The organism is Bradyrhizobium sp. 190 (assembly GCF_023073415.1).
Taxonomy (GTDB): domain Bacteria; phylum Pseudomonadota; class Alphaproteobacteria; order Rhizobiales; family Xanthobacteraceae; genus Bradyrhizobium.
Genome location: NZ_JADPJL010000062.1, coordinates 147,743 through 160,933 on the forward strand (window position 1 = coordinate 147,743; position 13,191 = coordinate 160,933).

At 64.1% G+C, this 13,191-nt stretch carries 14 protein-coding genes; 9 read left to right on the forward strand and 5 right to left on the reverse strand.

Annotated features, from left to right (window positions below; genetic code table 11):
• Positions 1-34: 34 nt before the first annotated feature.
• The 4 genes from IVB22_RS29955 to IVB22_RS29970 form a co-directional block, all read right to left on the reverse strand.
• Complete coding sequence (locus IVB22_RS29955) at positions 35-943, reverse strand: MoxR family ATPase (RefSeq protein WP_247520758.1); 909 nt, start codon at positions 941-943, stop codon at positions 35-37.
• A gap of 52 nt (positions 944-995) precedes the next feature.
• Positions 996-1,799 carry a xanthine dehydrogenase family protein subunit M gene (locus IVB22_RS29960; protein WP_247520759.1) on the reverse strand — a complete coding sequence of 268 codons (804 nt, stop codon included), beginning with the start codon at positions 1,797-1,799 and terminating at the stop codon, positions 996-998.
• 43 nt (positions 1,800-1,842) lie between these two features.
• Positions 1,843-2,322 (reverse strand): (2Fe-2S)-binding protein, encoded by a 480-nt coding sequence (locus IVB22_RS29965; protein ID WP_247520760.1) that lies wholly within the window; start codon positions 2,320-2,322, stop codon positions 1,843-1,845.
• Positions 2,323-2,512: 190 nt separating this feature from the next.
• The gene (locus IVB22_RS29970) at positions 2,513-2,959 is read right to left on the reverse strand and encodes a CoxG family protein (protein WP_247520761.1); all 447 of its coding nucleotides are present in this window, start codon (positions 2,957-2,959) and stop codon (positions 2,513-2,515) included.
• A 153-nt stretch (positions 2,960-3,112) separates the two neighbouring features.
• Here IVB22_RS29970 and IVB22_RS29975 point away from each other — a divergent pair, with 153 nt between their 5' ends.
• The 4 genes from IVB22_RS29975 (at position 3,113) to IVB22_RS29990 (ending at position 7,088) form a co-directional block, all read left to right on the forward strand.
• Positions 3,113-4,468, forward strand: a complete 1,356-nt coding sequence (locus IVB22_RS29975; protein ID WP_247520762.1) for a 3-carboxy-cis,cis-muconate cycloisomerase — start codon at positions 3,113-3,115, stop codon at positions 4,466-4,468.
• An 18-nt stretch (positions 4,469-4,486) separates the two neighbouring features.
• Positions 4,487-5,269, forward strand: coding sequence for a 3-oxoadipate enol-lactonase (gene pcaD / locus IVB22_RS29980; RefSeq protein ID WP_247520763.1), 783 nt, complete (start codon positions 4,487-4,489; stop codon positions 5,267-5,269).
• A gap of 140 nt (positions 5,270-5,409) precedes the next feature.
• A complete protein-coding gene (locus tag IVB22_RS29985) occupies positions 5,410-5,802 on the forward strand; it encodes a carboxymuconolactone decarboxylase family protein (RefSeq protein WP_247520764.1) in 393 nt (130 codons plus the stop codon).
• A gap of 56 nt (positions 5,803-5,858) precedes the next feature.
• A complete protein-coding gene (locus IVB22_RS29990) occupies positions 5,859-7,088 on the forward strand; it encodes an MFS transporter (protein ID WP_308200481.1) in 1,230 nt (409 codons plus the stop codon).
• 236 nt (positions 7,089-7,324) lie between these two features.
• On the opposite strand, the gene IVB22_RS29995 is transcribed toward IVB22_RS29990, so the two are convergent.
• Positions 7,325-7,492, reverse strand: a complete 168-nt coding sequence (locus IVB22_RS29995; protein WP_247520765.1) for a hypothetical protein — start codon at positions 7,490-7,492, stop codon at positions 7,325-7,327.
• Positions 7,493-7,768: 276 nt separating this feature from the next.
• Here IVB22_RS29995 and IVB22_RS30000 point away from each other — a divergent pair, with 276 nt between their 5' ends.
• The 5 genes from IVB22_RS30000 (at position 7,769) to IVB22_RS30020 (ending at position 13,022) form a co-directional block, all read left to right on the forward strand.
• Complete coding sequence (locus IVB22_RS30000) at positions 7,769-8,686, forward strand: branched-chain amino acid ABC transporter permease LivH (RefSeq protein WP_247520766.1); 918 nt, start codon at positions 7,769-7,771, stop codon at positions 8,684-8,686.
• 11 nt (positions 8,687-8,697) lie between these two features.
• Positions 8,698-10,017: a high-affinity branched-chain amino acid ABC transporter permease LivM gene (livM, locus tag IVB22_RS30005; protein ID WP_308200478.1), complete on the forward strand. Its 1,320-nt coding sequence runs from the start codon at positions 8,698-8,700 to the stop codon at positions 10,015-10,017.
• Entirely contained in the window at positions 10,014-10,847 is an 834-nt protein-coding gene (locus IVB22_RS30010) for an ABC transporter ATP-binding protein (RefSeq protein ID WP_247520767.1), read from the forward strand. The genes livM and IVB22_RS30010 overlap by 4 nt, the downstream gene beginning before the upstream one ends.
• Positions 10,844-11,590 (forward strand): ABC transporter ATP-binding protein, encoded by a 747-nt coding sequence (locus tag IVB22_RS30015; RefSeq protein ID WP_247520768.1) that lies wholly within the window; start codon positions 10,844-10,846, stop codon positions 11,588-11,590. Before IVB22_RS30010 ends, IVB22_RS30015 begins: the two co-directional genes overlap by 4 nt.
• A 313-nt stretch (positions 11,591-11,903) precedes the next feature.
• Entirely contained in the window at positions 11,904-13,022 is a 1,119-nt protein-coding gene (locus tag IVB22_RS30020) for a branched-chain amino acid ABC transporter substrate-binding protein (RefSeq protein WP_247520769.1), read from the forward strand.
• The last annotated feature ends 169 nt before the right edge of the window (positions 13,023-13,191 follow it).

Consider the following 13,191-nt stretch of genomic DNA (forward strand, 5'->3'; position numbering starts at 1 on the left):
GCAACCCGTCACTCCGGGGCGCGCGATGCGCGAGTTAATTCTCGCTCGTCGCTTCCTTCAGAACCTTCTGCAGCGTATCGCCCTGCATCCGCGCGATGTCGTCCTGGTATTTCAGCAGCGCGCCCAGCGTGTCGCCGACCATTTGCGGCGTCAGCGAGCGGGCGTCGAGCTCCGTTAAGGCGGTCGCCCAGTCGATGGTCTCGGCAACGCCCGGCGACTTGTAGAAATCCTGATCGCGCAGCACCTGCACGAAGCGGACGACCTGCTGCGACAGTTTTGCCGAGATGCCCGGCACGCGCGACTTGACGATCGCGAGCTCGCGCTCGGCCTCCGGGTAGTCGACCCAGTGATAGAGACAGCGGCGCTTCAGCGCGTCGTGAATCTCGCGGGTACGGTTGGAAGTGATGATGACGATCGGCGGTTGCGGCGCCTTGATGGTGCCGAACTCGGGGATCGTCACCTGGAAGTCGCTGAGGATCTCCAGAAGATACGCCTCGAACGCCTCATCGGCGCGGTCGAGTTCGTCGATCAGGAGCACCGGCGCGCCGGCGACGTCAGGCTCCAGCGCCTGCAGCAGCGGGCGCTTGATCAGAAAACGCTCGGCGAAAATATCCGACGACAATTGCTCGCGGTCGGTATCGCCGGCGGCCTCCGCCAGGCGAATCGCGATCATCTGCGCCGCACTGCTCCACTCGTAGACGGCGGAAGCGACGTCGAGCCCCTCGTAGCATTGCAGGCGGATCAGCTTGCGCCCGAGCGCCGCCGACAGAACTTTTGCGATTTCCGTCTTGCCGACGCCGGCCTCACCTTCGAGAAACAGCGGCCGGCCCATGCGCAGCGACAGATAGGTCACCGTCGCCAGTGACCGCTCGGCCAGATAGCCGCGCGAGGTCAACAACTCGAGCATGCCATCGACGGATTTGGGCAGCGCCGATGCACTCATGGGCAAACCTGTTCTGGGAAAGCCAATCTCGATACGCCGGTAATCGGCAAGCTTACTTCGCCGTCGCGGCTTCGACGGCGCGGCGCGTCAAGACGCCGATCAGATGCGCGCGATATTCGGCGCTGCCGTGCAGATCGCTGTTCAGCCCATCGGCCGGCGCCGAGATGCCGTCGAGCACCTTGTGCGAAAAACGCTTCTTCAGCGCTTCCTCGAACGCGGTAGCGCGGAACACGCCGTCCGAGCCGGCGCCGGTGACGGCGACGCGCACATCCGACGGACGCTTGGCGACGAACACGCCGACCAGCGCGTAACGCGAGGCCTGGTTGCGGAACTTGATGTAGGCCGCCTTCTTCGCCAGCGGGAACATCACCTTGGTGATGATCTCGTCGCTCTCCAGCGCAGTGGTGAACAGGCCCTGAAAAAACTCTTCCGCCTTGAGGCGGCGCTTGTTGGTGACGATGGTGCCGCCGAGCGCGAGCACCGCGGCAGGATAATCCGCGGTCGGATCGTTGTTGGCGAGCGAGCCGCCGATGGTACCCTTGTGACGCACCGCGGGATCGCCGATTCCGCCGGCAAGCTCGGCCAGCGCCGGAATGGCTTCGCCGACGATCGGCGACGTCGCGACGGCCGCATGTTTGGCGGTCGCGCCGATCACCAGCGAACGGCCCTTCATCTCGATGGCGTCGAGCCCTTCGATATGGGAGAGGTCGACCAGATGCGGCGGGCTGGCGAGCCGCTGCTTCATGACCGGCACCAGCGTATGACCGCCGGCGATCACCTTGGCGTCTTCGTTCTTCAACAGGAGGTTGGCGGCCTGCCGCACGGTCCCCGGACGATGATATTTGAATTCGTACATTGAGAACTTCCTGATCGCGGTCGCGATGAAATCGATTGGTCGATTAAGCAGATTTGGCCATCGCCTTGGCGCCGGCGGCGATCGACTGGACGATGTTCTGATAGCCGGTGCAGCGGCACAGATTGCCTTCAAGCTCTTCGCGGATGACGTGGTCCGAAAGATCGTGGCCCTTGCGATTGACCAGATCGACCGCGGTCATGATCATGCCGGGAGTGCAGAAGCCGCACTGCAGGCCATGATGCTCGCGAAAAGCTTCCTGCATCGGATGCAGCGGCGCGCCGTCGGCGGCCAGCCCCTCGATGGTCTTGACCTCATGGCCGTCGGCCATGACCGCGAGCGTGGTGCAGGACTTCACCGCCTTGCCGTCGAGATGGACGACGCAGGCGCCGCACTGCGAGGTGTCGCAGCCGACATGGGTGCCTGTCAGCCGGAGATTTTCCCGCAGAAACTGGACCAGCAGGGTACGGGAATCGACATTGGCGTTTACGGGGTTACCGTTCACGATCAGGGAAATCTTGGCCATCAGCACTCTCTTGAGCTGCACCGCCGCATATCGGCCGCGCAGGCGTTTAAAGTCATTCCAAAAGCCATAATATGGGCCATCCCGGTAATGAGCAACCTCAGGAGCCCCTCGTCTGGGGCATGCCTAATGGACTTGGCGGGACTGCGGGACGGGGCTTGAGGCCTGCGTCAGAATCAGCCTTGCAGGGGAATCAGCCCTGCACGGCCTTGGCGAAATTGGCGAAGAACTCGTCGGCCAGTTTCTTGGCCGCGCCGTTGATCAGGCGCTGGCCGAGCTGGGCGAGCTTGCCGCCGATCTGGGCCTCGACATTATAGCTCAGCAGGGTACCGCCATCCTTTTCGGCGAGCGCAACGGTGGCGCCACCCTTGGCAAAGCCGGCGACGCCGCCCTCGCCTTCGCCCGAGATCTTGTAGCCGTTGGGCGGATCGAGATCGCTCAAATTGACCTTGCCCTTGAAGCGGGCGGAGACCGGCCCGACCTTCATTTTGGCGGTGGCGCGGAAGCCGTTGTCCTCGGTCTTTTCCAGCTCCTCGCAGCCGGGGATGCAGGCCTTCAGCACTTCCGGATCGTTCAGCTTGGCCCACACGGCCTCGCGCGACGCCGCAAGCTGGACTTCGCCGTTCATCGTCATGGCCATGGGGGTGCCTCCTGGATCGCGTCTGATATCCCCAAGTAAAGCACGGCCGGGCCAAAAGGAAGGGCGATAAGCGATGCATATTCGCAAGTGCAACACGTGTGCTCCGACAAGGGCATTGGCATGGACAGGCCGGAATGGTTAGGTCGCGCGCAGATGAGCACCTCACTCTCCCCATTGCTTGCCCCGATGCTGTCGAGCGCCGCCATGCGCGCGATCTGCGACGATGCTGCAACCTTGCAAAACATGCTGGATTTCGAGGCTGCGCTGGCGCGCACCGAGGCCGCGCTGGGGGTCATTCCGGCAAGCGCTGCGGGACCGATCACGAATGCGTGCAGGGCCGAATCATTCGACCTCGCCGCACTGGCCGACGCCGCGACTAGGTCTGGCAACCTCGCCATCCCGCTCGTCAAGGCGCTGACGGCCAATGTCGCCAAATCGGATGCCGCGGCGGCGCGCTATGTCCATTGGGGCGCGACCAGCCAGGACGTCATCGATACCGGCGCCATGCTCGGGCTTCGCGCCGGCATCGACGCGCTGCTCGCCGACACCAATCGCGCGATCGCGGGCTTTGCCGCACTGGCACGTCAGCACCGCCACACCCCGGTAGTCGCCCGCACCTGGCTGCAGCATGCGCTGCCGATGCCGTTCGGACTGAAGCTCGCCGAATATGCCGCGGCGCTGCACCGCTCGAAGCTGCGGCTGCAGCGCTTGCGCAGCGAGACGCTGGCGCTGCAATTCGGCGGCGCCGCCGGCACGCTCGCCGCCCTCGGCGACAAGGGAATGCAGGTCTCAGAACGACTGGCAGCAGAGCTCAAGTTGCCGCTACCCGACGCTCCCTGGCACACCCACCGCGACCGCATTGCGGAGGCGGCCTCGGTTCTCGCCATCATCGCCGGCACCTGCGGCAAGATCGCGCGCGATGTTTCGCTGATGATGCAGACCGATGTCGGCGAAGCGTTCGAGCCCTCGGGCGAAGGCCGCGGCGGCTCCTCCACCATGCCGCACAAGCGCAATCCCGTCGCGGCGGCCAGTGCGCTGGCGGCGGCCACCATGGCCCCCAATCTCGCGGCGACGATCTTTGCGGCGCAGGTGCAGGATCATGAGCGCAGCGCCGGCCCCTGGCACGCGGAATGGCCGACGCTACCGACGCTGCTGCTGGTCACCTCGGGCGCGCTGGCGGCCATTGTCGACATCGCCGAGGGGCTGGAAGTCGATGCTGCGCGCATGCGCGTCAATCTCGACGCGACGGACGGACTGATCATGGCGGAAGCCGTGACGATGGCGCTGGCCGAAAAGATCGGCAAGAGCGACGCGCACCATCTGATCGAAGCCGCGAGCAAGAAGGCGGTCAAGGAAAAGAAACATTTGCGCGATGTCCTGACGGCGGATGCCAAGGTCACCGCACAGCTCGATGCCGGCAGAATCGCTGAACTGTTCGAGCCGATGGCCTATCAGGGCGCCTCGCAAGCCCTGATCGACCGCCTGCTCGCTTCGCTGGACGACAAGTAAGAGACCGGAGAACTCCAGATGCCGATGATCGACGCCGATGGGTGCCTGCTCAACGTATCCGTGGAAGGCCGCGACGGCGGACCGACGCTGATGCTGTCGAATTCGCTGGGCTCGACCATGCAGATGTGGGAGCCGCAGATGAAGGCGCTGACGCAGGTGTTCCGCGTCATCCGCTACGACCGGCGCGGCCACGGCAAGTCGAGCGTACCGCCCGGGCCCTATTCATTGGAGCGTTTCGGGCGCGACGTGCTGGCGATCCTCGACGACCTCAACATCGCCAAAGCCCATTGGTGCGGCCTGTCGATGGGCGGCATGGTCGGGCAATGGCTGGGCGCCAACGCATCAGACAGATTCGGCAAGATCGTGCTGGCCAACACCACCTGCCATTACCCAGACCCGACGCGCTGGAACGACCGCATCAAGGCGGTGAAGCAAGGCGGCATCGCCGCGGTGGCCGACGCCGTGATGGCGGGCTGGCTGACGGCGGATTTTCGCGAACGCGAGCCGCAGATCGCGGCCAACATGAAGGCGATGATGCTGACCACGCCGGTCGAGGGCTACATCGCCTGCTGCGAGGCGCTGTCGACCCTCGACCAGCGCGAGCTGCTGCCGAAAATCAAGAGCCCGACGCTGGTCATCGCCGGCCGCCACGACATGTCGACGACGGTCGCGGACGCCGAATTCATGCGCAGCCGGATTCCCGGCGCCAGCATGACCATCCTCGATGCGGCGCATATTTCGAATGTCGAGCAGCCACACGCCTTCACCGACGCGCTGGTGGGCTTTTTGACGCAACGCTAACTCGAACGACGTCATTGCGAGGAGCGAAGCGACGAAGCAATCCATGTCTCAGCAAGCCGTGAAATGGATTGCTCGCGGAGTTTATCATCGGGCGCGCATTCGCGCGACCCGTTGGCTCGCAATGACGGGAGGAGACACCAATGGACGATAACCAACGCCGCGACGACGGCATGGCCCAGCGCCGAAAAGTGCTCGGCAATGAATGGGTCGACAAGTCGATCAAGAACCGCAACGCGTTCAACACCGACTTCCAGGACCTGATCACCCGCTATGCCTGGGGCGATATCTGGACCCGGCCGCATTTCGACCATCGCACCCGCCGCGTGCTTGTGATCGGCACCATGGTCGCGCTGGGACAGTGGGATGAATTCCGCCTGCATGTGCGTGCGGCCCTTGCCGAGGGCGGCTTCACGCCCGACGACATCAAGGAAATCCTGCTGCAGCAGGCGATCTATTGCGGCGTGCCAGCGGCCAACCACGCGGTCAAGGAAGCGAACGCGATCATCGCCGAAATGGGTTTGCTGAAGAGCTAGCTCGCATCAAGCTTTACCCAGGTGATCTGTTGAGCGCCGAACCTTCGACGACCCCCGTGGCGGCATCCGGCTCGTTCGCGGCCATGAGGTCCGCGCCCTATCGCACCCAGTTCGCAGCCTATGTGCTGGCCATGATGGCCGACAATATCGAGCACGTGATCAGCTATTGGGTGGTCTTCCAGAAATTCCATTCCCCCGCGCTGGCGGGCTTTGCGGTGCTGTCGCACTGGCTTCCGTTCCTGCTGTTTTCGGTCGCCGTAGGCTCGCTGGCCGACCGGTTCGATCCGCGCCGCATCATCCAGTGCGGGATGCTGCTCTTCATCGTGGCCTCCAGCGGATGGGGATACTTCTTCATCACCGACACACTTGAGATGTGGCACGCGATGCTGCTGCTCGTCATCCATGGCTGCGCCGGCGTGCTGTGGCAGACGCCGAACCAATTGCTGCTCTACGACATCGTAGGCCCGGCCAATCTGCCGAGCGCGGTGCGGCTGAACGCGACGGCGCGCTATCTCGGCATCCTGGTCGGTCCGGCCGTGGGCGGCGTCATCATGCTGGCGCTCGGCCCATCCCACGGCATCATTTTCAACACGCTGTTCTATCTGCCGATGCTGCTCTGGCTGTTCTGGGCGCCCACCAGAGCCAAGGACGCCGCGCCCCGGCGCATCCCCGTCCGCGGCCTTGCCGACATCATGCAGACCATCCGCGACATCGGCACGCAGCGGGTGCTGACCTCGATGACGCTGCTCGCCGGGCTGACCTCCTTCATGATCGGCAACGCCTACCATGCCCAGATGCCGGGGTTTGCCGGCGATCTCGGGCACGGCGACCCCGGCGTGTCCTACAGCGTGCTGCTGGCCGCCGACGCCGCCGGCGCGCTGCTTGCGGGCATTGCGCTCGAAGCGTGGGGACGACTCAAGCCTGATCCCCGGACGGCCATCGTGCTCGCCATTCTGTGGAGCCTGTCGCTGCTCGCGTTCGCCTCCGTTGGGATTTACACGCTGGCGATCGCGTTGCTGTTTGCCGCAGGCTTCTTCGAGCTGTCGTTCAACACGATGGCGCAGGCGCTGGTCCAGATAAATGCCCCCGCCGATATCCGCGGCCGCGTTGTCGGCCTGTTCAACATGGCCGGGCTCGGGATGCGGGCCTTCAGCGGCATCACCGTGGGCCTCGCCGGTGCCGCGATCGGCATTCATTGGTCGCTCGGCCTGTCGGCCGCCGTGCTATTGGCCTTTCTGTGCGTCCTGTATCGCCGCGCTGCAAAACCAGGCTTGCCGAAGAGTTAGCCCGGCGGGCGCCGCGCCGGGGTCCATCCCTCTTCGCAAGGAGATGGATGGCCGAGGACTCGTGTCCCGGACGCGGCGCCCGCACCATCAGCGCGTTTACGCGCGTCTTCGACACGCTGTGGTGACGCGACGCGTCCGGGACACGAGTTCGACCACGACGGTGGCGGGGTCGAACGCCACAAAAGAAAAGCCCCGCCTTTCGGCAGGGCCTTCTCTTACTCACTTACCAATCCGGCCTAGCGGTCCTGATCGGGCATCTGCTTCCCCTGACGGTTGGGGTTCGGCTTCTCGCGGCCCGGATCCTGCTGCTGCTGACCCGGCTTCTGGCCGCCGCCCTGCTGCTGCTGGCCGGGCTTCTGACCCGGGTTCTGGTTCTGCTGGCCCGGATTGTTCTGATTGGTCATCGGGGATCTCCGTTGTTTTGACCATAGCTGGAGTAAACGGAGGGGCATGGCATTCGTTGCAAGGGAACGCCGGTTCCGCTGCGATCATTGCGCGGCAAAGGCGTGGCAGGACTGTGGAGCGGGAACCGCTGCGCAAAAACTAGCTCTGTACAAGCCAATTAAGCCGCACCCGGCGCTGTTGCCGCCCCCGGTTCCCACCTGTTAGAAAACGACACGACGCGTCGCATCGGGCTGCCGGAGCTCTCGCCGCGCCGCCCGCTCTAGACACGGCAGCACATGGATTATTTCGCGCAACAACTGATCAACGGCCTCGTGCTCGGCTCGATCTACGGCCTGATCGCGATCGGCTACACGATGGTCTACGGCATCGTCGGCATGATCAATTTCGCCCATGGCGATATCTTCATGATCGGTGGCTTCATCGCCCTGATCACCTTCCTGATCCTGGTCTCATTCGGCCTGACCGCGGTCCCCCTTATTCTCCTGATCGTGCTGCTGGTGTCGATGGCGATTACGGCACTCTATGGCTGGACAGTGGAACGCATCGCCTACCGGCCGCTGCGGCACTCGTTCCGCCTGGCGCCGATGCTCTCCGCGATCGGTATGTCATTCGTGCTGACCAATTTTTCCCAGGTCGCGCAGGGTGCGCGCGTAAAACCGGTACCGCCGATCATTACCGGCGGCTATACCCTGCACGAGGGCGCCGAAGGCTTCGTAGTGCAGCTTTCCAACGTCCAGATCATCGTCGTCATCACCACCGTGGTGCTGCTGGCGCTGTTTACCTGGCTGGTATCGAGCACGCGGTTGGGGCGCGACATGCGCGCCTGCGAACAGGACCAGACCATGGCCTCGCTGCTCGGCGTCGATGTCGATCGCACCATCTCCATGACCTTCGTGATCGGCGCAGCGCTGGCCGCCGTCGCCGGCATGATGTACCTGCTCTATTACGGGCTGGTCGATTTCTTCATGGGCTTCGTCGCGGGCATCAAGGCATTCACCGCCGCCGTCCTTGGCGGCATCGGTTCGCTGCCCGGCGCGATGCTGGGCGGGCTTCTGATCGGCCTGATTGAGACGCTGTGGTCGGCCTACTTCTCGGTCGAGTACAAGGACGTCGCCGCGTTCTCGATCCTGATCGTGGTCCTGATCTTCCTTCCGACCGGCCTGCTCGGCCGGCCCGAAGTTGAAAAAGTCTGACGGACGGCAGCGTGAGCGCACCCCCCGCCGCCCAAACCTCGCGCGCTCCGGGCGCAGCTTTCATCTTCAAGAAAGCGCTGATCAGCGCGCTGGTGGCGCTGGTGCTGTTCTCGCTGATGATCGGCGTGCGCACCGAAGCGGGACCACAGGGACAACTGATCTACTGGACGCGGTTCGGCGACCTCGCCGCGATGGTTGCGACCGTGTTCGGCGGCAGCATCGTGTTCGAGTTGCTGCGACAGTGGTGGGGACCGGTCGGCACTATCCGTGTGGTACCGCCTGCGGTGCAAAGCACGCTTTCGCTGGCCGGACGCCTGATCGCGCCGGTGCTGCTGGTCTTTACGTTTCTGGTGCCGGTCATCTTCTACAATGAGCGCTACATTCTCGACCTCGGCATCCTCGTTCTCACTTACGTGATGCTCGGATGGGGACTGAACGTGGTGGTCGGCCTCGCCGGCCTGCTCGACCTCGGCTATGTCGCGTTCTACGCGGTCGGCGCCTATTCCTACGCGCTGCTGGCGACCAATTTCGGGCTGTCGTTCTGGATCTGCCTGCCGCTTGCCGGCATCCTCGCCGCCTTCTGGGGCGTGCTGCTCGGCTTTCCCGTACTGCGGCTGCGCGGCGACTATCTCGCCATCGTCACGCTGGCCTTCGGCGAGATCATCCGCCTCGTTCTCCTCAACTGGCAGAGCGTGACCGGCGGACCGAACGGCGTCACCGGCATTCCCCGGCCAACTCTGTTCGGCATTCCGCTCTCGGCCGGCGATGACGGGCTTGCGGCCATACTCGGCATCGAGTATTCGCCGACCCACCGCATCGTATTCCTGTTCTACATTATCCTGGCGCTTGCGCTGCTCACCAACTGGGTCACGATCCGGCTGCGGCGGCTGCCGATCGGCCGCGCCTGGGAAGCGCTGCGCGAGGACGAGGTCGCCTGCCGCGCGCTCGGCATCAACACCACCACGACCAAGCTGACCGCGTTCGCGACAGGCGCGATGTTCGGCGGCTTCGCCGGCGCCTTCTTCGCCACGAGACAAGGCTTCATTAGCCCGGAATCCTTCACCTTCCATGAATCGGCGCTGGTGCTGGCGATCGTCGTGCTCGGCGGCATGGGCTCGCAGCTTGGCGTAGCGCTCGCGGCGCTCGCCATGATCGGTGGCTTCGAGCTGTTCCGCGGCCTCGACCAGTATCGCATGCTGGTGTTCGGCATGGCGATGGTGCTGCTGATGATCTGGCGGCCGCGCGGCCTGATCGGCCACCGCGCGCCGACCGTTTTCCTGAAACACAATCAGGCGATCTCATCCGACCTTGTCAAGGAGGGACACGGATGAGCGGCGACCACATCCTGTCGGTCGATCGCCTGTCGATGCGCTTCGGCGGCATCGTCGCCGTCAACGATCTCTCCTTCAATGCCGAGCGACGCAAGATCACCGCGCTGATTGGGCCGAACGGCGCCGGCAAGACCACCGTGTTCAACTGCATCACCGGCTTCTACAAGCCGACCTCGGGCGCGATGCGGCTCGTGCACGATGACGGCCACGCCATCCGGCTCGAGCGGCTGAACGATTTCCGGATTTCCAAACTTGCCCGGGTCGCGCGGACCTTCCAGAACATCCGGCTGTTTCCAGGCATGACGGCGCTGGAGAATCTGATGGTGGCGCAGCACAACGCGCTGATGCGCGCCTCCGGGCTGACGTTTCTGGGCCTGATCGGCGCACCCTCCTGGCGCAATGCCGAGCAGGCCGCAATCGATCTGGCGCGGACCTGGCTCGACCGCATCGGCCTCCTGGATCGCGCCGACGAAGCCGCCGGCAATTTGCCCTATGGCGACCAGCGGCGTCTGGAGATCGCGCGCGCGATGTGCACCAAGCCCGCGCTGCTCTGCCTCGACGAGCCGGCGGCCGGCCTCAACGCGCGCGAAAGCGCTGCCTTAAGCGAATTGCTGCTCTCGATCCGCACCGACCACGGCACCTCGATCCTCCTGATCGAGCACGACATGAGCGTGGTGATGGAAATCTCCGACCATGTCGTGGTGATGGATCACGGGGTCAAGATCGCCGAAGGCACGCCGCAACAGATCCGCGACGATCCCAAGGTGATCGCCGCCTATCTCGGCACCGACGAAGAGGAAGCCATCGCCGTGATGGAGAGCGGCACGTGAGCGCGTCACCCGCAACGCCCCTGCTCGCGATCCGCTCGCTGCGCGCGGCCTACGGCAAGATCGAGGCGCTGAAGGGCGTCGATCTCGACATCAACGCCGGCGAAATCGTCGCCCTGATCGGGGCCAACGGCGCCGGCAAGTCGACCCTGATGATGACGATCTTCGGCCGGCCCCGCGCCCGCTCAGGGACGATCGAATTCGACGGCCAGGACATCACCGGCGTGCCGACGCATGACATCGCCAGGCTGCGGATCGCTCAATCCCCCGAGGGCCGCCGCATTTTCCCGCGCATGAGCGTGGCGGAAAACCTGCAGATGGGGGCTGATGCGACCGATAGCAGCGAGGCCGATCGGGCGAGCAGCCTGGAACGCGTCTTCGCGCTGTTCCCGCGGCTCAAGGAACGCATAACCCAGCGCGGCGGCACGCTGTCCGGCGGCGAGCAGCAGATGCTGGCGATCGGTCGGGCGCTGATGAGCCGCCCCCGCCTGTTGATGCTGGACGAGCCCTCGCTGGGGTTGGCCCCCCTGATCGCGCGGCAGATTTTCGATGCGATCCGGACCCTGAACCGGCAGGACGGCCTGACCGTCCTGATCGTCGAACAGAACGCCAACCACGCGCTGAAACTGGCCCATCGCGGCTATGTCATGGTCAACGGCCTGATCACCCTGTCCGGAACCGGCAGCGAATTGCTGCAGCGCCCGGAAATCCGCGCCGCCTATCTGGAGGGCGGCCGGCGGGAATAGCGCCGGAAACGTTCCCCGGATGCTGCGCAGCGCCAAAAGCGCGTTTACGCGCGTCTTCGACGCGCTATGGTGGTGCGCTGCTGATCCGGGGTCCGCTTGTCCGACTGCGTGGGTCCCGGCTCTGCGGAGCAGCGTGAAAAACGCTGCACCGCATCCGGGACACGGCAAGCTGCGGCAAGATGCGGCGAACGGACCGGGGATTTGCCCGAAAATTGCCGATGACTTCGCGGTAAAATCAGCCGACAATGGGTGTGATTTTCGTACCCGGCCTGCCGGGTGTTTCCCGAAATCGACCTACCCACGAGGATACCTCATGAAATCACTGAAACTCATCGGCCTGGCATTGGGCGCATCGTTGGCGCTTTCGACAACGGCGCTGGCGCAGGACATCTCCATCGCAGTGGCGGGCCCGATGACGGGCGGCGAATCCGCGTTCGGCCGGCAGATGAAGAACGGCGCCGAACAGGCGGTGGCCGACATCAACGCCGCCGGCGGCGTGCTCGGCAAGAAACTGGCGCTCCAGATCGGCGACGATGCCTGCGATCCCAAGCAGGCTCGCTCGGTGGCGGAAAAGTTCGCCAGCGCCAAGATCCCGTTCGTGGCCGGTCACTTCTGCTCGTCGTCGTCGATCCCGGCGTCGGAAGCCTATGCCGACGGCAACGTGCTGCAGATTACGCCGGCCTCGACCAACCCGCTGTTCACCGAGCGCAAGCTCTGGAACGTGGCGCGCGTCTGCGGCCGTGACGATCAGCAGGGCCTGGTTGCCGCCGACTACATCGTCAAGAACTACAAAGGCAAGAACGTCGCCATCCTCAACGACAAGACCACCTATGGCAAAGGCCTTGCCGACGAAACCAAGAAGGCGCTCAACAAGGCCGGCATCACCGAGAAGATGTTCGAGTCCTACAACAAGGGCGACAAGGATTTTAACGCGATCGTGTCGCGCCTGAAGCGCGACAACATCGATCTGGTCTTTGTCGGCGGCTACCACCAGGAATCCGGGCTGATCCTGCGCCAGATGCGCGACCAGGGCCTCAAGACGGTGTTGATGGCGGGCGACGCCTTGAACGACAAGGAGTTCGCCTCGATCGCAGGTCCGGCCGCCGAAGGCACGCTGTTCACCTTCGGTCCCGACCCGCGCAACAAGACGACCGCGAAGGCGATCGTCGAGAAGTTCAAGGCCAAGAACATCGATCCCGAGGGCTACACCCTCTACACCTATGCCGCGATGCAGGTCTGGACGCAAGCGGTGGCGAAGGCGAAGACCACCGATCCGAAGAAGGTCATGGAGACCATCAAGGCCGGCGATTGGGACACCGTGCTCGGCAAGCTGGGCTTCGATGCCAAGGGCGACATCAAGGTGATCGACTACGTCGTCTACAAGTGGGACGCCAAGGGCAACTACACCGAGATCAATCCGAAGGGTTCCTGACCCCCTCATAGATCAGAGCTTCAAACGCCCCGGCTTGCCGGGGCGTTTTATTTCGGGTTCCATTTATTTTCCGGGCCATGGGAACCTTTGGGTTCCCGAAGCATTGAGCATTTGGGCTGAGTTCCATGTCATTGATTTCTCGACCTTAACCGTTATTCCGGCTTGCTAT